We start from the raw sequence: 20,571 nt of genomic DNA on the forward strand, positions 1-20,571 counted from the left end.
GCAAACTGGATTGTCCCAGCCAACAGTAACGCAGCATATCAAGCGGCTGGAGCAGTCTTTGCAGGCCCGGCTGATTGACCGCGCAACAATGCCGCAAAGCCTGACATTGGAGGGAAAGATTTTTTCCCCTATGCGGAACAATTGCTCCGTACTAGCCATAAGGCTACGGCAGCCCTCCACAATAAAAGCCTGGTCGTTGGTGCAAGCTCCAATATCGCATTTATCTTTTACAACCCTATATCAAGGCGCTCCAAGATAAATTAGCAAACAAGATCGATGTGAGGATCGGCAAAAATATCGAGATTGCCGCTTTGCTGGAAACGCTTGAAGTGGATGTAGCGGTAATGGAGTGGTGGGACTCACGTCCTGGTTCGTCTCAACAGTATGGCGGCGCGAGAGGATGTTGTCATTGTTCGCCCGGCCATCCTTGGGCTGCCGAGTCGACCATTCCACTTAAGTGGTTAAAATCCCAGATCTTGCTTGGAGGCGAAGCGGCTACCGGACTGGGCGCCTACTACAACAATATGCCGGTGCCGACTCGGCAGAGTTCACAGTGGGTATGCAGTTAGTAGCACCGAGGCGGTCAAACACGCGGTCCACGCAGGGCTAGGAATCTCGCTTGTGATGGAAAGCGCGGTCAAGCATGAACAGGCAAGCGGATGGTTACATGCAATTCCGATTGAAGAAGATGTTTACAAAGATCTTTATCTCGTACATCGCTCAGAAACTTCGTTAAGCGGTCCGGTGGCAAGCCTTGCAGATTTGATTCTCCATTCTCCGGATTTAGGCTCAATAGAATATAAATAGCAAAACGAATGTCTGCTTCTGGCCGAGAGCTGACCTTCTCTGCGCGCATCTCACTGACCGCAACCGCTGCACTGCCGGCGCTGGGCCAGAAATTCTGAGCGGCTCTTGAGGGTCGACACCGGTAATCGGATCGTTGCCGCACTGAACAGCGCCCCGTTCCAGGTCGCCTCCATTTATGCGGCTGAACCGAGGGAGAGCAGCTTTACGCCGTCTGGCCGCAGTTCGCCCTTGGGCGACACGTGCCGGTAGAGCGTCTGCCGGGTAATCCCGAGTTCTTCGCAGAGATCGCCCACCTTGGTTTCCGGTTGCCCATGCTGGCCAGGCGTAGCTTGGCGGCGGTCATCTTGAAGGGGCGCCCCCCTTTCCTGCCGCGAGCGCGCGCCGAGATAAGTCCAGCGACTGTTCGCTCGGAAATCAACTCACGCTCGAACTCGGCCAGCGCGGCAAAAATACCGAACACAAGCTTGCCGGCGCAGTCGTCGTGTCGACCGCCGCACCGTGACCGGTCAGGACCTTCAGGCCACGCTACGCGCAGTTAGGTCGTGCACGGTGTTGATCAGGTGGCGCAGATCACGGCCAAGCCGATCGAGCTTCCACACGATCAGCGTGTCCCCTTCACGAAAGCGCCTTCAGGCAAGCAGCCAACCCTGGGCGATCATCGCGCCTGCCCGAGGCCAGATCCTCGTAAAGGTGCGCAAGGCTCACACCAGCGGCGATGAGCGCATCGCGTTGCAAATTGGTGGACTGGGATCCGTCCGCCTTCGATACCCGCATGTAGCCGATCAGCACCTTTTCACCCGTCACGTATACGTTCGATTATGTGACAGTGTGCACTCGGAAAGTTCTGGTCGTCAAAATTTGTCACTTAACCCGTCATTCTGTCTAAGACATGCAAAGGGTCCATCAGCCTCGTAATGTGACAGAAATTCCGGGGGAATGCCTTCCTTTGCAAAGGTGGCGCGCAACTGTTCCAGGGAAGCGGGATCGCGCCGACCATAGGAAGCCAACGCGAACAGCGAGCGTGCCGTCTCGGGGTCGTGCCGGGCTTCAATGATCGCCTCACTGATAGCTTGGACCGCCGTTGCCAGTGATTGACGGGTTCGGGCTTCGGCGGTTTCGCCGGCAGACCACTGGTGAACCCGGTTTGGGGCTCGGACGAGAACAGCTTTGCATGCTCGCCTGGCGGGCTGATATCCCTCAACTCGATCAAGCTGATTGCCGTTGCCGCCGCCTCCAGCATCTGCAACCGTATTGCCGGGTTCAGGGTTTCATACGGTCGCCACAGACTTTGCCCAGCACGCAGCGGATGCCCGCAGCCTTGCCAGACTTGGCGGAGATACCCCGCGTAGGTTCCGCACGCCGAAAGCGGGTGTTCAGCTCATCGAGCAGCGTGCGTAGCAGTCGAAACCACAATCCAGCGTGGATGCGTCGGCACGGCAGTTCCACATGGCGGTCGTCAGTGCCTGCCAGGTACGCCGGTCCATCACTGCAATCGCGTCGCTGGCGGTGCGCGACGCAGTGTCGGCGTTCTCCCAGCCGAGAAACCGCCCAGGCACGCCCAATAGGATTCCAGCCAGCAGCCATGCAGCGGGCAGCTCAGCATCAGGGGCAGCTTCCATGCAAGCAGTTCGGCTTGGTTTGCCGGGTCGTTCAGACAGAGAGGACAGGCGCGATGTATCGGCTGGCTGGGCAGCCAGGCACGCCAGCTCGTGATGGATCGCGTCCTACGGCGGAGTTTCGGCAGCAGCACCGAGAGCTGGAACGCATAGGTTTCCAATGCGTCTGGAATCTGATCATCAAGGCTGTCCAGTAGCCAAGGCACCCAGCCGGCGAAACTCATGCAACGCAGCCGGTCCGGCTCGATGCCGCTCCGCTGGGAGAGCATCGCCAACAGCGCCAGTGGTGGCGCGGTATCCAGGTCATCAACCTGAGCGTGACCAAGATCGTGCTCCAGCAGCTCGGACACCTCCATGTGATAGCAAAGGGCCACGCGGTTGAGCCACGAAGACAAGGCTTCGCCTTCTCTGGGGGCCGGATGCAGTGGCCAGCGTGGCGCTGGCTTCACATCAGTTCCCGCTCGAATTGCCGCCGCCGCTCGCTGGGACCGGTGTAATCGGCCATGCTCAGCGTGCGATGGTTGATCGCTTCCTCGCCGCTCTCCACTGCGACGATGGCCGCCGCCATCAGCAAGTGCGCCAGTTCGCCGATGGTGCCCTCGCTGCGTGTGAGCAGGTAGCGGGCCATGTCCAGCGTGGCAATCGACGAGGGTCGCCGCAGTGGAAGCGAAGCGGCGAAACTGGCCAGCAGTGAGCAGCAATCGTGATTGGCCTCCCATACCGGCAGCATCATCGGCTCGAAGCGATTTTCCAACTGGTCATCGGAGCGGATGGCCAGGTAGGCGTCGCGCGTGCCGACCCCGACCAGTGGGATGCGCAGTTCATTGCCGAGGAAGCGCAGGAGATTGAGGAATTCCCGGCGATTGACGCTGTTACGGCCAGGACGTTGTGCAACTCGTCGATCACCAGCATGCGCACGCCGACCTTGCGCAGCAGTGCCAGCGCCAGTTGTTCCATTTCTGGCAGCCGTGGGCGCGGTCGCAATGGCGCACCCATCGCCGCGAGCAGCGCGACGTAGAAGCGGATTACCGACGGTTCGGATGGCATCTGCACGACCAGTACCGGAATGTGCTCCTGGTCGGCATCGGCTCTGGCCGGATGCGTGCGCCGGAACTTCTCGACGATCATCGACTTGCCGTTGTTGGTCGGGCCGACCAGCAGCAGGTTGGGCATGCGTTGCTTGTTTGGCCACGTATACAGGATTTCCAGCCGGTTCAGCGCCTCGACTGCTCGCGGATAGCCGATCCAGCGGTCGGCGCGAAGGCGATGGATGCGTTCGTCCGCCGGGAGACGGGCCAAGCCCTGGGCCGCCGGCAGCAGGTGGGACAAGTCGATGATGGGATATTCTTCCACGGCTACCACTCCTCAATCTGGTCGAACGGTTTGGCCGGCGGCTGGTTGTCTGCCTGCTGCCCATCCATGTCAGCGCCGGTGGTGGCGTGGTTTTGACAGGCGTTGCCGTTGCCTTGAGATGCTGGCGTCGATCCGCGTCGCGCCGCGCCTTGCGCGTAGCCTTCTGCGCGGTGGTAACGATTTCGCGCATCTGGCCGATCATGCGGAACAACGCCGACTCATCCACCTGTTCGCGCCCTTGCTGCCGCAATTTCGCCAGCGCCTGTCGTTGTTCCCAGAGGGTGACAGCCGGGTGCGACAAGGTACGGTAGGGAATTTCCAGGTAGTGCTGCCCCTCTGGTTCCAGCACCCATATGCGGCTGATGTCGCGCGGGTCGCGCCGGATCAGGAACGCAGGCAAGCGGTCCCGCCGAGCTATCCACGGCTTGAGCGCATCGGCGTAGTAGTGGATGTGGTCGATGACGAAGCCGGTGCGGGTCAGCGTGCGGCGGATGATGGGCAGAAAATCGACCAGAAAAGCCGTAGCGCGAGTGATGACGGTTGGCACGCCGGTCCGCGTGATAGCTTCGGCCCAGCGCGCGGCCGGCGGTTGGAGCAGGCCGTTGTGCACGGAGCCGTGATAGGTGCCGACCGCCAATGTGAGCCAGCGCTCCAGCTCGCGCAGTGTCAGGGCGGCCATCTTCTCGGAGGCGTATTCCCCGCGCTGGTCAGGATTGGAGAAGGTCGTCCCCGGCAATTCGTCGTGGATCATCTGCATCGCCGTGCCGATGATCCGTTCCACGATACCGCCGTAGTGCGGCTGCCCGAGCGGGCGATAGTCCAACCGGATGCCATGCTGCTCGCAGCCACGGCGCAGCGCCTCGCTCTTGAACTCAGCCGCGTTGTCCAAGTAGAGCAGTCTGGGCTTGCCGCTCATCGGCCAATCCATCTCTACGTTCAACCCTTCCAACCAAGGGCGCTTGTCGCAGGCGGCATGCACCAAGCACAAGCCGACCGAGACGGCGGACGGGGCTTCCAGCGTAACGACCATGCCAACCACGCAGCGGGTGAATACGTCGATGGCGAGGGTCAGGTATGGACGGCCAATCGGTTGCCGGTCGCGCTCGTCCACCACGATCAGGTCGATGACTGTGTGGTCGATCTGCACCTGCTCCAGCGGCGCGGAGACGGGTGGCGGAACACCACCAACACCTTGCAGGTCGCGGGCGGCATCTTGTCCTTCCCGGCGGTGAGTGACCTCGCGCGGATCGAGGCCGGCGATCCGCAGAGCCACCGTGTTGCGCGCCGGCACCCGCAGCTTTTGCAGCTTGCACGCCCGCACAACTTCGCGGTGGAACGCCGCCAAGCTACGCTTCTGCTTGGTCAGGAAGCGCTTTTGCAGTAACTCGCGGATGATTCGTTCGACCGACTCCGGCAAGCGGCCTTTACCTTTGCCACCGCTCGACTGCCCAAGAGCCAAGTCAGTGACCAGCCCCGATCCTAGCCGGGCACGGCGGATCAGGACGTAGACCTGCCGCCGGGACAGCCCCAATGCCTGGGCTGCCGCGTCGGCCGCTTCATGCCCAACCGTCTCCGACTGCGCCAACGGCCCAATGATCTCCGCGCGACGACGCGCACGCTCCCATGCCTGTTCTGGCAGGGTGGCCACGCCGTGCTCGGTAATCGGTGCGGTATCGGTCGCCATGCTCATCTCGCTTTGGTGCACACGAGTATTGAGCATAGACGAGTTTCGTGCAGAGGAGTCCTGATATCTGGCTGTCAGGAGCCGTATGCACAAGAGGCTTCAAACCGCGCTGAATGGTGCAGTCGTCTTCTGGAAATGACAGCGGCAGAGGCAAAGAAATGCACATGACAGCAGAACGCAGCGCGGATGTCAGGCGTGTTCTGCGGGAGGATCAGCGACACGGCCGCGCCCGTCGGCTCGATGTCCTCTATCGCGGTGGGCGTGACCGTGAGCGAGACCGGTGTGCCGGTGGCGGCACATCGCGAGACCACGTGGGCCGTCCGGTCGATCAGCGCCGGGAAGAACAGCGTATCGAAGGCACACCACGTGTACAGGCGCCGGCCGTCGACCTCGAAAGTGTGCGGGGTCTCACGCAACGTCAAGCCGTAGCCGACGACGTTGCCATAGTCGTCCCACTCCGTGCTTACCGCCTGTTCGAGTGCCACGCTCACCCGCTCGATGGGCCAGTCCAAGGCCAGGGCCAATGCGGCCGGAGAAACCGGCGCCCCCTTGCTGAGTTCACGCAGCAGCACGACAAAGAGATCTGCAAAGCCTTCCAACTGGTTGGCCATCGCCAGGCGCTCGACCAGTTCGGCCGTATGGCGCGCAAGGTTCATCGTCGTCCCCCACAGGTTATCCCGCGCAGCATGAGAGCTGCTTCACATCCTTCGAGAAGGTCTGCGCAGCGAGCTTGAGCCCCTCGACCATTGTCAGGTACGGGAACAGCTGGTCGGCGAGGTCCTGCACGGTCATCCTTGCGCGGATCGCGATCGCGGCCGTCTGGATGAGTTCGCCCGCCTCGGGCGCCACCGCCTGCACGCCGATGAGCCGGCCGGTGCCGGCTTCCGCCACCAGCTTGATGAAGCCGTGCGTGTCGAAGTTCACCAGCGCACGTGGGACATTGTCGAGCGTTAGGGTGCGATTGTCGGTCTCGATGCCCGCCCGGTGCGCCTGCGCCTCGCTGTAGCCAACCGTCGCAACCTGTGGCTCAGTGAAGACGACCGTCGGCATCGTATCGAGATTGAGACGTACATCACCTCCGGTCATGTTGATCGCCGCGCGTGTACCGGCAGCCGCCGCGACATAGACGAACTGCGGCTGGTTGGTGCAGTCGCCCGCCGCATAGATATCCGGTGCGCTCGTGCGCATGCCGCCGTCGATCACGATGGCGCCGCGCTCGTCGAGCTGCACGCCGGCGCCCGCCACATTCAGACTACCGGTGTTGGGAGCACGACCTGTTGCCACCAGCAACTGGTCGGCCCGCAGCTCGCCGTGGTTCGTGGTGACGACGAACTTGCCATCGGCGTGCGACACGTGGGTTGCCTGGGTCTGTTCCAGCACCTCGATGCCCTCGGCGCGAAAGGCGGCCGTCACGGCTTCGCCGATCGCCGGGTCCTCCTGGTAGAGCAGCGTGTGACGGGCCAGGACCGTAACATGGCTGCCCAGCCGTGCAAATGCCTGGGCCAGTTCCAGTGCGACTACCGACGAGCCGATCACAGCCAGTCGCTCGGGAATCGCGTCGTTCACCAGCGCTTCGGTCGAGGTCCAGTACGGCGTGTCCTTCAGGCCCGGAATCGGCGGCACTGCGGCAGTTGCACCTGTGGCAATCAGGCAGCGATCGAACGACACCGTACGTTCGCCGCCGGCGGTCAGCGTGATCGTGAGCGAATGGCTTCCCGTGAACCGCGCCTCGCCGTGCAGGACGTTGATGTTCGGGCTCGTGTCGAGAATGTTTTCATATTTGGCGTGGCGCAGCTCGTCCACGCGCGCCTGCTGCTGGGCGAGCATGCGCGGCCGGTCAATGGCCGGTGCCGTCGCGGTAATGCCCGCGTCGAAGGGACTCGTCTGCCGCAGATACGCGATATGGGCGGCACGGATCATGATTTTGGAGGGCACGCAGCCGACGTTCACGCAGGTGCCGCCGATGGTGCCGCGCTCGATCAGCGTCACCTGCGCGCCGTTTTCGGCAGCCTTTAGCGCAGCCGCCATGGCAGCGCCACCACTGCCGATCACGGCGATCCGCAGCGCGCTATCACCGCCGCTACGCTTCCCACCAGTTTCCGCCGAGCCGGGCGTCTTGCCGGGCAGGCCTGCTGAGTGGGGTGGCACGTCAGCCACCCTGGCGTGATAGCCGGCTGTCGTCACCGCGGCAGTCAGCGTGTCGTGACTAACCCCTTCATCGACCGTCAGATCGGCTAGGGCTTTGGAATAGGAGACCGCTGCCGAGCGCACGCCGGGCACCTTTTCCAGCGCCTGCCTGACATGCTCGGCGCAGGAAGCGCAGGTCATCCCGTCAATCTTCAAGGTCATCATCGCCTTGCTCCGTTCTTTCATGGATTTAGTTAGATGCGCCACTACTCAACCCTTGCGCACGCTGCCCGTGCACGAATCACACGTATCGGTGGCACAGACGCGTTGGGCCGGGGAGAACAGGTCCCAGAGCGATGTCGCCACCATAATGGCGAGACCGGGATAGAGCAGCCAGCCGCTGCGCTCGCCATAGGCGCGCATCACAAACACGGCTGCCAGCACCAGCAGCGGCCCGATCAGGCCGGGCACGGTACGGCGCCACTGCCGATGCTTGAGCCAGCCGACCGCATTGGCGAACAGCGCGACGCCGGCGAAGGCCGGTAGCAGGATGCGGATGAACAACCCTTCGTACTGGCTCAGGAAGCCCAGACCAATGGTGGCGCCCAGACTGGCGATCGCGGGAAGCAGCTCGCACAGCCCATCGCCGACACGATGCTGCCAAGCAAACCGGCCTTATCGGCCGCGCGCGTGACGAATGACATTGCAGTACCTCTGTAGTTTCAGGGCTTGACCGACGACGGATAGCCCGCGTCCGCCGTAGCCTTGGTCAGTGCCTGGACGCTCGTCTTGCCATCGTCGAACGTCACGACGGCTTCGCGCTGCTCGAAACGGACATCCGTTTTTTCGACGCCCGTAACTTGGGACAGCGCGTGTTTGACCGTAATGGGGCAGGCGGCACACGTCATGCCGGGCACAGACAGCGTAACCGTCTGCGTCGCGGCCCAGACCGGGACGGCAACAACGGCGAGCGCGAGTGCTGCAAGCAGCTTTTTCATGATGAACTCCAGGTTCAATAGAACAGGGGCAGTACGTAGGGGAAACCAACCGCGATCAGTACCAACGCGACAACGATCCAGAAGATGAGCTTGTACGCGGCGCGCACCTGTGGAATCGCGCACACCTCGCCGGGCCTGCACACCGCAACGGGCCGAAAGATGCGTCGGCCGGCGAAGAACAACGCCACCAGTGCCACGCCGATGAAAGCCGGCCGCCAGGGTTCGAGCAAAGTCAGATTGCCGATCCAGGCGCCGCTCACACCCAGCGCGACGAGCACCAGTGGCCCGAGGCAGCAGGTCGACGCGAGGATAGCGGCCAGTCCGCCGGCGGCAAGTGCGCCGCGCCCATTCTGCTGTTCCGCCATACGCTGCCCTTCCGAATATCCACTGAGTAGCGTAACCTTACTTCCGTACCTATGTACGGAGTCAAGCGGTATGGATAACGGTAGCGAAAGCCTGACCATCGGCGCCTTCGCGAAGGCCGCCGGCGTCAATGTGGAGACGATCCGGTTCTATCAGCGCAAGGGATTGCTGCTGGAACCGGATAAGCCGTATGGCAGCATTCGCCGCTATGGCGAAGGCGATGTGACGAGGGTTCGGTTCGTCAAGTCGGCCCAGCGGCTGGGCTTCAGCCTCGACGAAATAGCGGACCTGTTGAAACTGGAGGATGGGACGCATTGCGACGAGGCGAGCAGCCTCGCGGAGCACAAGCTCCGCGACATTCAGGACAAACTCGCCGATCTCGAACGCATGGAAGCCGTGCTCACCCAGCTCGTGTGCGCGTGCCATTCGCGCAAGGGCAACGTGTCGTGTCCGCTGATTGCCTCATTGCAGCGAGGCGAAGAACCACGTGACGTCGGCGCCGCGTAAGTGCCATTCGCCATTAACGTACGCAAAAGTCCGTTTCTTGAGGGCACCCGTTACCGGGCGCGATCACGGTCGCTGCTGCGATGCTGACCGGGCTTGCCGGCTACGGCGTGAGTCTGGTGTTCTTTGTGATCGCGCTCCGGCACCTCGGTCAGCCCGGGCCGGCGCCTACTTCTCGGTTGCGCCGCTTTTCGGCGTGGCGCTATCGTTGCTTATCTGGCCCGAGTGGCCGTCCGTGTCTTTCTGGATCGCCACCGCCATGATGGCGCTGGGCATTTGGCTGCACGTGCGTGAACGACATGAGCATGAGCATACGCACGAGCCTCTCGAACACACGCATCGCCATCGCCACGACGAACATCACCAGCACGAGCACGATTTCCCATTCGATAGCGATGAACCCCATACCCATCCGCATGTGCACCTGCCCATCACCCATTCGCATGCACACTTCCCGGATGTGCATCACCGGCACAAGCATTAGGTGCGCGAACTGAGCGCGTGCAGAACGGCGAGCAGGCGATATGCCACGGGCAAGACGAAGATTACGAGGTGCCGTTCCCGCTCTGATCAGAGGCTAGAAGCTTCGGCAGTCGGCGCCGGTGTACCCTTGGGGCATTACAACTTGTGTCAAACTCTTTTGTCGCAAAATGCTTCTGCGAATTGTGTTGGATTGCGTTAGTGTCAAGCTCTATTTCATCGGTGCCTAACCCAGTAGATCGCTAAGCATCTGATTTTATTGTGCGCGCTGTGTCAAACTCTATTGTTCGTTCACAGGCGTACTGCCTCCCCTAGATCCACGTCACTATGATGAGGACAGGGAGATGATCGGTCACGAGGTGGTTCCGATGGACCAACCATCGGAAGGGGTCTTCTGGTGTCGCGTCTGTGGCGGTCACCCGACTGATCCTATTCACCAACCGGGATACGAATCGTAACGGAAAACGCGATGACGACGCTGACACGCCAACACTACAAACGCCTGCGGTTCTATTGGCAAGGCCTGGCGAATGGTGGTGCCGGGATGACGGACGGCATCGACCTGGACCTGGCCGCACTCGGGTTGGTTGAGCGCTTCGAGCGCTTCGGCTACGGCGTTCGCTTTCGCATCACGAAAGCGGGCGAGCAAGAGCTTGCCGCCGAGAAGGCGCGCGAGGTCGAGCGGCGTCAGCCGCATCACACTCTTGCTGGCCGCTTGGCGCAGTGGCGTCAGAGTCAAGGTCGCGTGACGTGGCAGAACATCGAATTGCTGGTCGACCTTGAAAGCGGTGGCCGGCAAGCGATTCGTCCCGACGTGTTTTCAGTCGCTGCGAACTACGACGAAAAGCGCATCAATCCGTGTGTCGATGAAGTGAAGGTGAGTCGCGCGGATTTTCTCGCGGACGTGGCTCGCCCCGAGAAGCGGGCCGGCTACGGGAAAATCGCGGAGGTGCTGTACTACGCAGCGCCGGCCGGCATGATCGAGGCGTCGGAGGTGCCGGAAGGATGTGGCTTGCTCGTCGAAGTGGCGCCGTGTCAGTTCGAGATCTTGAAGCGTCCGAAGAAGCGGCCGGTGTCGCTGACCACGCACCATTTCATGAATCTCATTTTGAAGCCCGGCGCGTTCGCACCGGCCTGGTAGAAAAACAGCAATGACGAGAGATCCATCGGAGCGGTTCCGGTGGATCTCGATTCCTCCAACTTCAACACCTGATAGACCAACGTGCACGACTACACCGTCTCGTATCCTGAACTGACCGCATCGGCCGAAAGGCATATCCGCGACTATATGACCTTCGCCGCGGCCGCCGGCGACGATGCCGAACGCAGGGCACTGCATGCATCAGCCGTCAGCCTGTTCGCGTACTGGCTCGGCTTCGTGAACGCCGCCCGAAAGACCGTCGATGACGCGGGACGGCAAGCGCTGCAGCGCGACGAGCATCGGCTGCTGGATCTGGTCAGCGCCGCGGCCGCACCGTCCGGGCGCACCACATCGGACGACCGCGCATCATGACCGCTGCCTTCGACCGTAACGCCGCGCTGACCGCCGTGAAGCTGACGCTTTCCGACGCCATCGCGCACGACTATGCGAACGCTCTGTCGATCGACCGTTACGCGGGTGCCGGCGCGCTGGCGCATTGGCCTCCCAATCCGCATCGCTGCCACGAGCAGGTCACGCGCTGGCTGCAATCGCATCCCGGCGATACGCCGGTACGCGGCTGGCTTGTGAACGGTGGCGACGGCGCGCAACAACGCTTCGTCTCGCACTCGTTGGTCCGCAGCGCATCGGGCGCGTTGCTGGATGTCGCGTTTGCTCGGCCGGCCCATGTACAGCGCTTCATTGAACACCCGGCGGCGGCAGGCGATTTCCTCGCGCTTGTCCTCGGCGAACCGCCGGTGTCCGAACTCTGGGTGCCGATTCCCTGCAGGAGTTAATACCATGGCCCGCTCTTACCGGAAAAAACCGCCTGTCCGGCCGGCGCCCCAATACGTCAATGGCGTGGTGTTCACGCTCGCCATGCGGACGGGCGATGTCCAGGTGATCGGCATACCGTTCGAGCACCGCGGTCGGACATGGGCCGTTCATGCGATCGTCGGGCGCGATGATGTCCCTTGCTATGCGGCTTCCGACGTGCTGACAGGCATGCACGTGCCGAACAGTGAGGCGTCGAGCATCGACGCGTCGCGTGCGGCGGCGATTGCCACGCTCGACAACGTGACGGACGAGAGCTGGGCCGACACATTCGGGCCAGCTCAAACCGCGACGGCCGAATGACAACCTGCACGGCGCTCTGCGAGTTTCCCGATGCGCTGCCCGAACGGTGCCGCAGCGCCGCTCGAGCTGCAGACGAAAATCGAACTGGAGGACAACATGCTCCGCAATTGGATGGCACGTTTAGCGTGTCTGGTGGGTGCGCATCGCTGGGTGCAGCATACCCATTACCGCTACATACTGAACGACAGCGGTCTCCACGCGTATCAATGCGAGCGGTGCGACAAGGTCCGCTCGTCGAATTTTCCGAGCCGATGAGAAAAGCCACGTCCCGTAACCGCCGGCCGCTGACCAGGGCGCAACTGCTGCCGATCCCGACCGGCGAACTGCGTCGGATCCAGCTGAAGCACCACGTGGCGCTCGCGGCACTACGCGACGCGAACGACGACGTCGCGCAGCTGGCCACGCTATTGAATGCGATCTACCTCGCGTACTTTCTCGACTCGACCGAGGCGGCACTCTATCGACGGGCCGAGGCGGCCCTCCAGGACTGCGCCGATCGCGCCGAGCGGGGCGAGTCGGGCGCGCTGACCGACCTCGAGCGCGCGGCGGTCGAGCACGTGCTCGCACGGTTGGACGCGCAGCTGGCGGCGGTACCGATGCATCGCTATATCGCCGCGTTCGAACGGCTTCAGCGCGTCACCACGGCCGATACGGTCGTATCGCCCATTCCTGCAGGCTGAGCCATGGCAAATCGTCCCCAGCAGCTCGCCCAGATGCCGTTGCGCAGCTACAGCCGCACCGAATTCACGGCGCTGCGCGCGCGCGTGAAAGGCTTGCCGATCGAGACAATCGAGCGACTGTACTTCGACCGTGATGCCGTCGAGCCGGTCGACGTCGCTCAGCTGCTGCGCACGATGCGCGACGACTTGGTCGCGGCCGCGCTACGCGACGGCTCGCCAGTATTGCAAGCCCACCTGCAGGCGGCGATCGCGAAATACGGCGAGCCCCGCCTGACGCCCGTGTCGCTGCAACTGATCGAGCAGGTCGCCGCGCAGTGGGCGGTCGCCGCGCCGCGGGCCGAGCACCCGGTCGGTCGCTGGTTTCGGCCGCTCGTTGCCGCACGCCTGGAGGGAGAGGGCATCCACACGCTCGGCGAGCTCGTCGCGTTCGTGAACCGCCGCGGTGGGCAGTGGTGGCGATCGGTGCCGCGCATCGGCGTCGGCCGCGCCCGCGTGCTGGTCGCCTGGTTGCGGCGTCACGCGGCGTCGATCGGCGCGCCCGTTGAGGTCGACGTCGACGCCGGCGACGCGCTCGCGCCGACGTCGGCGGGCGTCACCGCCGGCGCCGGGCAGCTGGCCCCGCTCGAGCGCCTGGCGCTGCCCGTCGAGCTGTCCGGCGCGCACGGGGCGAACCGCGCGCCCGTGTTCGCGTATCTCGGCGCGGCGCACGATCTCGATGCGGTGCGGGCCTATCTGCATCGCTACGACGACCGGCCCGCGACGCAGCGGGTCTACAGGAAGGAGCTCGAGCGCCTCGTGCTGTGGTGCGTGGCGGAACGCGGCGTCGCGCTGTCGTCGATGCGGGTTGAGGATTGCGAGGCCTACAAGGCGTTTCTCGCCGCGCCGGGCGAACGCTTCACGGGGCCGCCAGTCGCGCGCACGAGCAGCCAGTGGCGGCCGTTCGCGCCGGGTGGCCTGTCACCGGAAAGCCAGCGCTACGCGGTGCGCGCGATTCGCGCGGCATTCACGTGGCTCGTCGCGGTGCGGTATCTGGCCGGCAACCCTTGGGCGGCCGTCTCCGATCCCAGCGTCGTCAGGCGGGTGCGCAAGCTGCAGGTCGAGCGAGCACTACCGCTTGACCTCTGGACGCGCGTACGCGAGACGCTGGCCGAACGCAGCGAGCTGCAGGGGCCGAGCGGGCCGCGCTGGCGGACAGCACGTGCGCTGTTGCTGCTGATGGGGGATGGTGGCCTGCGGATCGCTGAGGCGGCCGCGGCGAGGCGTGCGGCGCTTGTCTGGATGCCGGCGGACGACGACACGCCGGCCAGCTGGTTGCTCGAGGTGATCGGCAAGGGCAACAAGCAACGCTTCGTGCCGATCAGCGACGAGTGCGTCGACGCGCTGCGCGCGCACTGGCGCGATCGCGGCCAGGATCTCGACGCGGCGGCCGCAGCGAAGCCGCCCGGGTTGCCGCTGGTGGCGCCGTTGGTCATCCCGCCGACGCCGCGAGCCCGCGAGAAATTCGGCGAGCCCGTCGACACTGACGAAGCAGTAGCCGGCGCCGCAGCGCGGGGCGGCTATTCGGTGCGCGGCGCGCGCGGACTCACGCAATGGGCGATCGCGCAGCTGCTCGCGGTGATGTCGGATCTCACTGAGTCTGAACGGCGCAAGCTGGCCAGCACGTCGCCCCATGCATTCCGGCACACGGTCGGCACGCAGATGTTGGCCGCCGGCGTCGCGCTCGAGGTCGTGCAGCGCACGCTCGGCCACGCGTCGCTCGGCACCACGTCGATCTACGTGTCGCCGGAAGAGGCGCGGATGCGCCGCGAGGCGGCGAAGTACCATGCCCGGCTAACACGCGACGGCTGAGTGCGTCTCCCGATCTTATGAAAAGAACGCGAGCAGTCGTTGCAGCAACGGTATGCGTGCCGTCCACCAGTCCGTCCGGGAAGGCGGCATGGCAATGAAGCGCAACGGAGACGACTTCGACTGGTCGTAGTAGAAAATGTTGTCGTCGCTGTACCGCAGTTCCGTGGGTGCTGCATCGTTGAGCGTGCGCACCGCAAAATAACGCTCCGCCAGCACGTCTCCTGCCGGACCCATCACCCGGAGTCGAATTTCGTCACCATCGGCAAAAGAGCGGGGCACCCGACATAGCTCGATCTTGTACTTCTTGCCACCGAACTCTTTCGTTCCCCCGTTAAGATCCTGCGTATAGCTCTCGCAATCTTCGTATGGCTTCCGTAACGCAAGAGCCGGAATCGCCAGTACCAAGACAAGCGCGATCGCGATTACATGTTTTCTGGTGACCTGCATATTTCGCCGAGGCTGATTTTTGTGGGATTGGACGGCGGAGCCGTTTGATGGCTGTACGGGCGGCTACTCTCAGCGAAGCCAAATCGGAATTCTTGCGGCAACCCAGTCGATCAAGGTGGGCGGCAGCGAGATCGAACGCATGCTGTCGTACTGATCGGACGCGTCGAAGTAAATCAATTTGCCATCGCGGATCTTGATCGAGTCTTCACCCGGCCGGCCGTCCCAAAAAACGAAAAATAAGCGCGTGGCGAGCGTCGAGCCATTCGCATCGGTGATGACGAGTTTGACCTGCTCGTTCTGATCTGCAAAAAATCCATGACTGCGCGCACCACTTCCGCAGATGTTGACGATGTAGGTCGTGCCGTCGACCTGTTTGATTCCACCATTCATCTTGGCGTTGTAGTTGAAGCGCTGACAATCGGTGTCGTCTGTCGTGACCCCGCCTAAACTGATGAGCGCGAGGCAGGCCAATAAGCCAAGTGTCACGATCGCCAGTCCCGCGCGCTTCGCTCGGCCGAAATGGGCGATATTTCGAAGAAGCCAGTAGAAGTAGGCTGCAAAGATGACCGCGGTGACGATGAAGATCGCGGTCTTGCCGTTCTTGAGCGCGAAAATCGCGATCGCGTTCGTGGCGCCAGGCGGCAGGAACGGCCACACGATGGCGGCAACCAAGGCCACGGCCCCGACTACCAAGATCGCTCTGAGGATGAGGCGGATCATCTTCATTGTTCCGCCGGGATGGGTCTGCATACGGTATCAAGTTTCAAAACAATCGGGTTGTCCAGTTTCACGAGTTTGGGTCTACTGTAAACCATAAAGTCACCGCCACGATTGTGTGCCGCTCTCCACTCGCGATATGTCTTGTTGTGCACTGGCCAGTACACATCCTTCGCCATAAATTTCCGAAAGAGACTTGTCCGTTTGTCGATCGGTTTGTTGACCTCTTCGCCTTCAGGAAGATAGTGCCACTTTTCGATGGTTGAATTTCCGACATTCAAGTTGCTGCTCTTGAAGAAATCGTTGGCTGCAGCGACGTACGACAGCACCATTCCGTTCTTGTTCCAGTGGCCAAGATACTGGCTCTTGGAAGGCGAATCATCGTTAAATGAATAGCTATCCTTGATGTAGACATAGATGTGGGTAATCTGTGCAACCGGTTCGAGACAGAATATTTTGTTCTTGCCTTCGTACTTGTAGTAACGCTCGCCGGTAACGGTCGCCTTCCCAACAGCAGCGTAGAAGTTGAAGTTTGCCAGTGCGCCGGTTAGATCGGTCAACGCCGTACCGTCGAGTGTGTCGACGGATGATACTGACTGGTACTGAAATCTCCAGGCGACATGAAACTGAAGCAGATCCGTCAGAAACGGCGTAGTGTCGATCACGATACCTGCCGCGTTCATTTGTCCGGCCGCGAAACTCTTCTCGATCACGGGCGTCAGCGTATTCCTCGCCGATGTAGCAGCATTCGGAGTGTAAATCGCTTGTCGGACGAGTTGATTGAAACGCTCAAGTGCTCCGCGAAACCGCAACGCCCATTCCAGAGAGACTGTCCTGTCGTCGATCGGCTGCACCGAGTTGAGCTGGTCGTTATAGGCGTGCTTAGGGCTTGCAAACCACTCTCGCGCAAGCTTGGCCGAGATCGGCCAGCCCATCTTGTCCATCGCTTTGGGAATGTCCTGCAGATCGAACTCAGGCAGCTTGTTCGCTTGCTCGGCGTCTTGGGGCTTATCACTCGGTTGTGGCTTGGCGGGCGGCTTGGCCGGTGCTGGAGCAGGCGGCTTCTGTGGCGCGAGAGGAGCGGCTGCCTTCGATGGTGGCGGTGACGGCGGCTCGTTCGGCGCAAGTCTATCGAACGAGATTTTTTGCTGCGTGTCGATGGGAACGCATCCGACCACGCCAGAGTAACATTTCCACCGTTTGCTGGAATATAGAACTCCGGACTCCAGTTGGTAATACGGGACTTTCTTGACGTCTGGCATAGGGCCTTGAATAACGACTTTTCAAACGAACGGGTATCAGATTAATCGATTCATCGGAAAATCGATCAGAGACAATGAAAACAACTGTTAGATCAGGTCGCGATTGCGCAAGATGAAAAGGTAGGGGCAATCCGCCGGCGGCACGATCGACACGGAAGGCTTGCTCGCCAGGCGAGCCAACATTGCGCTTTCGAGTTCGGCCGCCTGGTTGTCCAACCACCCTGGCTGCCACGTTCGGGCCCACGCGAGCCAAGCCGCTGGCGAAAGGCTGGCGGCCGCGGTCGGCTTCGATGGCACGTAAACCGCGTCTCGCCACGAGAGGCCCGACCGGAACCGCACGCCAGTGACTCGAAGATGCTTGCGTGTACAAACGACGATGAACGCGCGGTGCGGCCGCTCGTCATACAGCACATCCGGCTCATGCACACCTCTCGCCGGCGCAGCGGAAACCGGTCCAGTCCATTCGAATTCCAGGGTAGCGCCGGTTCGCTCGGCCTAGTCGCGGTTGTAGAGGCCACCATCAATGTAGGCGTTCATGCCTGCGTCACCGAGGATCGGTCCGCCGATAAACGACCCGGATTCGACGATGGCGCGCGCAATGTACGGCGCTGTTTCGTGCGTCAATTTGATCGGCATAGCTCGACACTGTGTTAGAAAAGTGGCCGGCCATGCCGGCTTGGTTGTACGTCACCGGATCCCCGCTGCCTTACGCTCGAGCGGCGAGAATTTGCGTAGCGACGCGTAGGGATCGACGAGCCGTCGCGGCGCACGAAGCAGCTTGACGCCTGGTGTTAGCAAGCCGCCGAAACCCAAGCCGGCGACGACTCCGGCCGCGATGCGCAGATTCGACCAGTCTGCCGGCATGATGCAGATCAACATGATCGCGATGATGCTGACGCCGAACATTACCTTCAGAAAGAACCATGGTGCGGAGAGCGCGTCGATGTCGAGGATCGAGCACGGAATCTCTTCCGATTCGTATTCCTCTTTCTCGCGGACCAACTCCAAGTCGAGCGGTGCCGGCCGACTGGAGACCGGATTGACCAGGCGTTCGGTAAGCGCTGCAGTGACTACGTCGACCGCAGGGAACTCGTGCGGCCACCGATGATGTTCCGCCACACCGTAGGCCCGCAGGATCGGCAGCGCCCAGGCAGGATGGTTGATCGGTGCTAGCAGTTGGCCGTCTAGCACGGCCCAATACATGGTCTGATGCGCGTGCTTCGCCGCGTAGGTCGCGAGGCGATCGGCGGCCGGGTAATCGTACGGCGCAACGTGCGCCGGGATCCATTGCGCACCCATATCGCGGAAGAATCCCACGCGATTCTTGCCCTCGTGCGCCAGAAATAGACCGAGCGGTTTGATCCAGATGAACTCGGCTCGATCGTAGCCTTCTGCCGTCGCGCGAGCCGGGTCTTGCAACCTGGCCAGCAGAGCCGGTCGCTCGTTCTCAGGGACAGAGGAGGTAGTCCATCGCCAGCTCGCGCCGATCGTCTGCGAAACAGGCGCAAGCGCGCTAAACGAATCGCCGCACGGTTCGAGATTGCTGAACGGAAAGACGGTTCTGAAAAAAGAAGCTCCGATCCGTGGGCCGTAGGCACCGTCGTGGAACGGTTCAATGAGACGCCGACCGGCCGCACTGCGGCATGCGAGCTCGTCGACTTCGTATTTTGCGTCGACGAGCAGCCTGATCTCGTCGCGCAGCTTCGAGGAAATGTTGTCCACGACGGCTTCGAGTGAGGTGGTAGTTGCGCTCATCGCTTGTTCCATTTTCTAGTCGCTCTCAATCGACTGACTGGTTATCGTGTGTGCGTCGTGCCGGCGTACCTTTGGACGCGAAAAACGTAACCGACGGTATTTGTGATTATGCCGGAATCGTGTTGACGGGACCGAGTTTGCCGACTAGGCTACTCGTTCGTTGTTTAACTGATTCTCTTCCATCTCCATGGCAACTTATCTTGAATTGAAAGCGCAGGCTGATGCGTTGGCACAGCAAGCAGAAGAAGCACGTCTCGCAGAGCTCGACAGTGTCATTGCAGCGATGCGCGAACAGATCGCAGAGTACGGCATCACGCCCGAGCAGCTGTTTGGGCGCCGACGTGCTGCAGCGTCTGGGGAGCGAGCTCCCGTGGCACCCAAGTATCAGGATCCGAAGACAGGAGCCACCTGGAGCGGGCGGGGCAAGGCACCGCAGTGGATTGCAAACGCGAAGAATCGCGATCGCTTTCTGATTCCCGCTGCAGAGTAAAAGAGCGCTTTCGCGGCAAAGCCCGCGAATTCCGCTTCCGCGGGTGTAGCTCAATGGTAGAGCTGAAGCCTTCCAAGCTTACGACGAGGGTTCGATTCCCTTCACCCGCTCCACATTTCCGATTGAAAAAAATGCCCTCAAGCGTCGAGGGCAGGTTTGCAACTTATCCTTCGGTATCCTCGCCGAAAGCTCCGACTAAGCGGAGCACCCAGAACCAGTATTCCCGTGGATCCACGTCGGTGAGGCCGAAATTCGGCCAGTCGCTGCGGGGGTAGGTGGGATGTTGGTGTCGCGGGGCGGCGTAAAGGAGCCGGGGATGGGCGGCGTAATGGCGCCAGCAGAACCGGGGGTAAAACGCGGATTCGAACGGTTTCAAGGTTGCGGTTTTTTGCCGTTTTTGGCAACTGCATTTTGAGGGGGATCTGGCATCGGTTTCGGGGTGCGGTAACTGTCGCCCTCGAGGACGAGCCGGTAGGCGCCGTGGCGTAGTCGGTCGAGTGTGGCGGTGCCGAGGATGCGGTTGTCGGGGAACGCGGCGCCCCATTCACCGAAGTCGAGATTCGACGTCAGGATGGTCGCCGCGTGCTCGTAGCGGGCCGCGACGAGATCGTGGAAGTCCTCGTCCTGCGGGGTACGTAGCGGTTTGAGCGCGAAGTCATCGACGATCAGCAGCGGCACCCGGGCGTACTGCTGGAACTTGCGGTCATAGGCGCCGGTGGCGCGCGCGGCGTTCAATCGCTTGAGCAGCTCGGTCTGCGAGATGAACAGCACATCGCGGCCTTGGCGGGCGGCGCAGTGGCCCAGCGCCTGGGCCAAGTGGCTTTTGCCGGTGCCGGTTGGACCGGCGATCAGGATCGCGACCTTCTCGTCGAGATACCGGCCTGTCGCGAGATCATGAACGTGTGAGCGGTTCAACGTAGGCAGCCGGTCGAAGTCGAACGTCTCGAGCGTCTTGCCCATCGCGAAGCCGGCGCGCAGCAGACGGGTGCCGAGCTTCTTGTGTTCGCGACGGGCAACCTCGTCGTGCAGCAGCATGGCAAGGAACTCGGTATAGGCGAGCTGCCCGTCGATCGCCTGACGGTTGCGCTGCTCAAGCGAGTCGAGGATGCCGGACAGGCGCAGCTGTTTGAGGATGGAATTCAATTCGGGACTCGGGTTCATGGTG

At 62.1% G+C, this 20,571-nt stretch carries 21 protein-coding genes, 1 tRNA gene and 6 pseudogenes; 12 read left to right on the forward strand and 16 right to left on the reverse strand.

All coding sequences use genetic code 11. From position 1 onward, the window contains the following. The first annotated feature begins 10 nt into the window (after window positions 1-10). Window positions 11-259 carry a LysR family transcriptional regulator gene (locus tag CFB34_RS32755; protein ID WP_242808744.1) on the forward strand — a complete coding sequence of 83 codons (249 nt, stop codon included), beginning with the start codon at window positions 11-13 and terminating at the stop codon, window positions 257-259. Between the two features lie 221 nt (window positions 260-480). Beyond that, entirely contained in the window at window positions 481-807 is a 327-nt protein-coding gene (locus CFB34_RS39220; protein ID WP_347404567.1) for a LysR substrate-binding domain-containing protein, read from the forward strand. Window positions 808-980: 173 nt separating this feature from the next. On the opposite strand, the pseudogene CFB34_RS32760 reads toward CFB34_RS39220, so the two are convergent. From CFB34_RS32760 to merT, 9 genes and pseudogenes are all read right to left on the reverse strand, one after another. After that, window positions 981-1,596: pseudogene (locus CFB34_RS32760) on the reverse strand (recombinase family protein). A gap of 62 nt (window positions 1,597-1,658) precedes the next feature. Next, a pseudogene (locus CFB34_RS32765) lies at window positions 1,659-2,872 on the reverse strand (TniQ family protein). Then, a pseudogene (locus tag CFB34_RS32770) lies at window positions 2,869-3,776 on the reverse strand (TniB family NTP-binding protein). Before CFB34_RS32770 ends, CFB34_RS32765 begins: the two co-directional pseudogenes overlap by 4 nt. A 2-nt stretch (window positions 3,777-3,778) precedes the next feature. After that, window positions 3,779-5,460 (reverse strand): annotated as a pseudogene (locus CFB34_RS32775) (transposase family protein). A 74-nt stretch (window positions 5,461-5,534) separates the two neighbouring features. Further along, window positions 5,535-6,116, reverse strand: a complete 582-nt coding sequence (gene merB / locus CFB34_RS32780) for an organomercurial lyase MerB (RefSeq protein ID WP_080324417.1) — start codon at window positions 6,114-6,116, stop codon at window positions 5,535-5,537. Window positions 6,117-6,132: 16 nt separating this feature from the next. Next, window positions 6,133-7,812 (reverse strand): mercury(II) reductase, encoded by a 1,680-nt coding sequence (merA, locus tag CFB34_RS32785; RefSeq protein WP_089460186.1) that lies wholly within the window; start codon window positions 7,810-7,812, stop codon window positions 6,133-6,135. Window positions 7,813-7,857: 45 nt separating this feature from the next. After that, a pseudogene (gene merC / locus CFB34_RS32790) lies at window positions 7,858-8,291 on the reverse strand (organomercurial transporter MerC). 18 nt (window positions 8,292-8,309) lie between these two features. After that, window positions 8,310-8,585, reverse strand: coding sequence for a mercury resistance system periplasmic binding protein MerP (gene merP, locus CFB34_RS32795; protein WP_027813558.1), 276 nt, complete (start codon window positions 8,583-8,585; stop codon window positions 8,310-8,312). Between the two features lie 14 nt (window positions 8,586-8,599). Further along, window positions 8,600-8,950: a mercuric ion transporter MerT gene (gene merT / locus CFB34_RS32800; protein ID WP_027813559.1), complete on the reverse strand. Its 351-nt coding sequence runs from the start codon at window positions 8,948-8,950 to the stop codon at window positions 8,600-8,602. 70 nt (window positions 8,951-9,020) lie between these two features. Here merT and merR point away from each other — a divergent pair, with 70 nt between their 5' ends. The 8 genes and pseudogenes from merR to CFB34_RS32840 all read left to right on the forward strand — a co-directional run bounded on the left by merR (window position 9,021) and on the right by CFB34_RS32840 (window position 14,735). Then, complete coding sequence (gene merR, locus CFB34_RS32805; RefSeq protein ID WP_027813560.1) at window positions 9,021-9,455, forward strand: Hg(II)-responsive transcriptional regulator; 435 nt, start codon at window positions 9,021-9,023, stop codon at window positions 9,453-9,455. Window positions 9,456-9,526: 71 nt separating this feature from the next. Further along, window positions 9,527-9,936: pseudogene (locus tag CFB34_RS32810) on the forward strand (DMT family transporter); the annotation flags it as partial. Window positions 9,937-10,401: 465 nt separating this feature from the next. After that, window positions 10,402-11,073 (forward strand): hypothetical protein, encoded by a 672-nt coding sequence (locus tag CFB34_RS32815; RefSeq protein ID WP_034176084.1) that lies wholly within the window; start codon window positions 10,402-10,404, stop codon window positions 11,071-11,073. Between the two features lie 81 nt (window positions 11,074-11,154). Beyond that, entirely contained in the window at window positions 11,155-11,445 is a 291-nt protein-coding gene (locus CFB34_RS32820) for a hypothetical protein (protein ID WP_027813562.1), read from the forward strand. Next, complete coding sequence (locus tag CFB34_RS32825; RefSeq protein WP_027813563.1) at window positions 11,442-11,867, forward strand: hypothetical protein; 426 nt, start codon at window positions 11,442-11,444, stop codon at window positions 11,865-11,867. The genes CFB34_RS32820 and CFB34_RS32825 overlap by 4 nt, the downstream gene beginning before the upstream one ends. Window positions 11,868-11,871: 4 nt before the next feature. Continuing rightward, a complete protein-coding gene (locus tag CFB34_RS32830; RefSeq protein ID WP_027813564.1) occupies window positions 11,872-12,207 on the forward strand; it encodes a hypothetical protein in 336 nt (111 codons plus the stop codon). A 251-nt stretch (window positions 12,208-12,458) separates the two neighbouring features. Next, a complete protein-coding gene (locus CFB34_RS32835) occupies window positions 12,459-12,887 on the forward strand; it encodes a hypothetical protein (RefSeq protein WP_027813566.1) in 429 nt (142 codons plus the stop codon). A 3-nt stretch (window positions 12,888-12,890) separates the two neighbouring features. Continuing rightward, window positions 12,891-14,735, forward strand: a complete 1,845-nt coding sequence (locus CFB34_RS32840) for a phage integrase family protein (RefSeq protein WP_027813964.1) — start codon at window positions 12,891-12,893, stop codon at window positions 14,733-14,735. A gap of 15 nt (window positions 14,736-14,750) precedes the next feature. Here CFB34_RS32840 and CFB34_RS32845 read toward each other — a convergent pair whose 3' ends face one another. The 6 genes from CFB34_RS32845 to CFB34_RS32870 all read right to left on the reverse strand — a co-directional run bounded on the left by CFB34_RS32845 (window position 14,751) and on the right by CFB34_RS32870 (window position 18,916). After that, window positions 14,751-15,182, reverse strand: coding sequence for a hypothetical protein (locus CFB34_RS32845; protein ID WP_048985624.1), 432 nt, complete (start codon window positions 15,180-15,182; stop codon window positions 14,751-14,753). 69 nt (window positions 15,183-15,251) lie between these two features. Next, window positions 15,252-15,932 carry a hypothetical protein gene (locus CFB34_RS32850; protein ID WP_027813802.1) on the reverse strand — a complete coding sequence of 227 codons (681 nt, stop codon included), beginning with the start codon at window positions 15,930-15,932 and terminating at the stop codon, window positions 15,252-15,254. Then, window positions 15,905-17,161: a DUF6402 family protein gene (locus CFB34_RS32855; RefSeq protein ID WP_027813803.1), complete on the reverse strand. Its 1,257-nt coding sequence runs from the start codon at window positions 17,159-17,161 to the stop codon at window positions 15,905-15,907. Before CFB34_RS32855 ends, CFB34_RS32850 begins: the two co-directional genes overlap by 28 nt. 87 nt (window positions 17,162-17,248) lie before the next feature. Continuing rightward, complete coding sequence (locus CFB34_RS32860; RefSeq protein ID WP_143282317.1) at window positions 17,249-17,587, reverse strand: hypothetical protein; 339 nt, start codon at window positions 17,585-17,587, stop codon at window positions 17,249-17,251. A 69-nt stretch (window positions 17,588-17,656) separates the two neighbouring features. Then, a complete protein-coding gene (locus tag CFB34_RS32865; RefSeq protein ID WP_153260041.1) occupies window positions 17,657-17,797 on the reverse strand; it encodes a hypothetical protein in 141 nt (46 codons plus the stop codon). Between the two features lie 51 nt (window positions 17,798-17,848). Beyond that, the gene (locus CFB34_RS32870; RefSeq protein ID WP_048992704.1) at window positions 17,849-18,916 is read right to left on the reverse strand and encodes a hypothetical protein; all 1,068 of its coding nucleotides are present in this window, start codon (window positions 18,914-18,916) and stop codon (window positions 17,849-17,851) included. A 187-nt stretch (window positions 18,917-19,103) separates the two neighbouring features. Between CFB34_RS32870 and CFB34_RS32875 the strand changes: the two genes are divergently transcribed. After that, the gene (locus CFB34_RS32875) at window positions 19,104-19,406 is read left to right on the forward strand and encodes an H-NS histone family protein (protein ID WP_077187207.1); all 303 of its coding nucleotides are present in this window, start codon (window positions 19,104-19,106) and stop codon (window positions 19,404-19,406) included. Window positions 19,407-19,445: 39 nt separating this feature from the next. After that, window positions 19,446-19,519: transfer RNA gene (locus CFB34_RS32880), tRNA-Gly, on the forward strand. Between the two features lie 259 nt (window positions 19,520-19,778). On the opposite strand, the gene istB is transcribed toward CFB34_RS32880, so the two are convergent. Continuing rightward, on the reverse strand, window positions 19,779-20,567 hold the full coding sequence (gene istB, locus CFB34_RS32885; RefSeq protein WP_012213993.1) for an IS21-like element ISBmu1 family helper ATPase IstB: 789 nt from the start codon (window positions 20,565-20,567) through the stop codon (window positions 19,779-19,781). Window positions 20,568-20,571: the final 4 nt, after the last annotated feature.

Origin of the sequence: Burkholderia sp. HI4860 (assembly GCF_002223045.2) — a bacterium.
Taxonomy (GTDB): domain Bacteria; phylum Pseudomonadota; class Gammaproteobacteria; order Burkholderiales; family Burkholderiaceae; genus Burkholderia.

Bases quoted from the DNA above. Each gene is read 5' to 3' on its own strand.
- merB (WP_080324417.1), bottom strand. From the start codon at position 6,116: ATGAACCTTGCGCGCCATACGGCCGAACTGGTCGAGCGCCTGGCGATG.
- merA (WP_089460186.1), bottom strand. From the start codon at position 7,812: ATGATGACCTTGAAGATTGACGGGATGACCTGCGCTTCCTGCGCCGAG.
- merP (WP_027813558.1), bottom strand. From the start codon at position 8,585: ATGAAAAAGCTGCTTGCAGCACTCGCGCTCGCCGTTGTTGCCGTCCCG.
- merT (WP_027813559.1), bottom strand. From the start codon at position 8,950: ATGGCGGAACAGCAGAATGGGCGCGGCGCACTTGCCGCCGGCGGACTG.
- merR (WP_027813560.1), top strand. From the start codon at position 9,021: ATGGATAACGGTAGCGAAAGCCTGACCATCGGCGCCTTCGCGAAGGCC.
- CFB34_RS32815 (WP_034176084.1), top strand. From the start codon at position 10,402: ATGACGACGCTGACACGCCAACACTACAAACGCCTGCGGTTCTATTGG.
- CFB34_RS32825 (WP_027813563.1), top strand. From the start codon at position 11,442: ATGACCGCTGCCTTCGACCGTAACGCCGCGCTGACCGCCGTGAAGCTG.
- CFB34_RS32830 (WP_027813564.1), top strand. From the start codon at position 11,872: ATGGCCCGCTCTTACCGGAAAAAACCGCCTGTCCGGCCGGCGCCCCAA.
- CFB34_RS32835 (WP_027813566.1), top strand. From the start codon at position 12,459: ATGAGAAAAGCCACGTCCCGTAACCGCCGGCCGCTGACCAGGGCGCAA.
- CFB34_RS32840 (WP_027813964.1), top strand. From the start codon at position 12,891: ATGGCAAATCGTCCCCAGCAGCTCGCCCAGATGCCGTTGCGCAGCTAC.
- CFB34_RS32845 (WP_048985624.1), bottom strand. From the start codon at position 15,182: ATGCAGGTCACCAGAAAACATGTAATCGCGATCGCGCTTGTCTTGGTA.
- CFB34_RS32850 (WP_027813802.1), bottom strand. From the start codon at position 15,932: ATGCAGACCCATCCCGGCGGAACAATGAAGATGATCCGCCTCATCCTC.
- CFB34_RS32855 (WP_027813803.1), bottom strand. From the start codon at position 17,161: ATGCCAGACGTCAAGAAAGTCCCGTATTACCAACTGGAGTCCGGAGTT.
- CFB34_RS32865 (WP_153260041.1), bottom strand. From the start codon at position 17,797: ATGCCGATCAAATTGACGCACGAAACAGCGCCGTACATTGCGCGCGCC.
- CFB34_RS32870 (WP_048992704.1), bottom strand. From the start codon at position 18,916: ATGAGCGCAACTACCACCTCACTCGAAGCCGTCGTGGACAACATTTCC.
- CFB34_RS32875 (WP_077187207.1), top strand. From the start codon at position 19,104: ATGGCAACTTATCTTGAATTGAAAGCGCAGGCTGATGCGTTGGCACAG.
- istB (WP_012213993.1), bottom strand. From the start codon at position 20,567: ATGAACCCGAGTCCCGAATTGAATTCCATCCTCAAACAGCTGCGCCTG.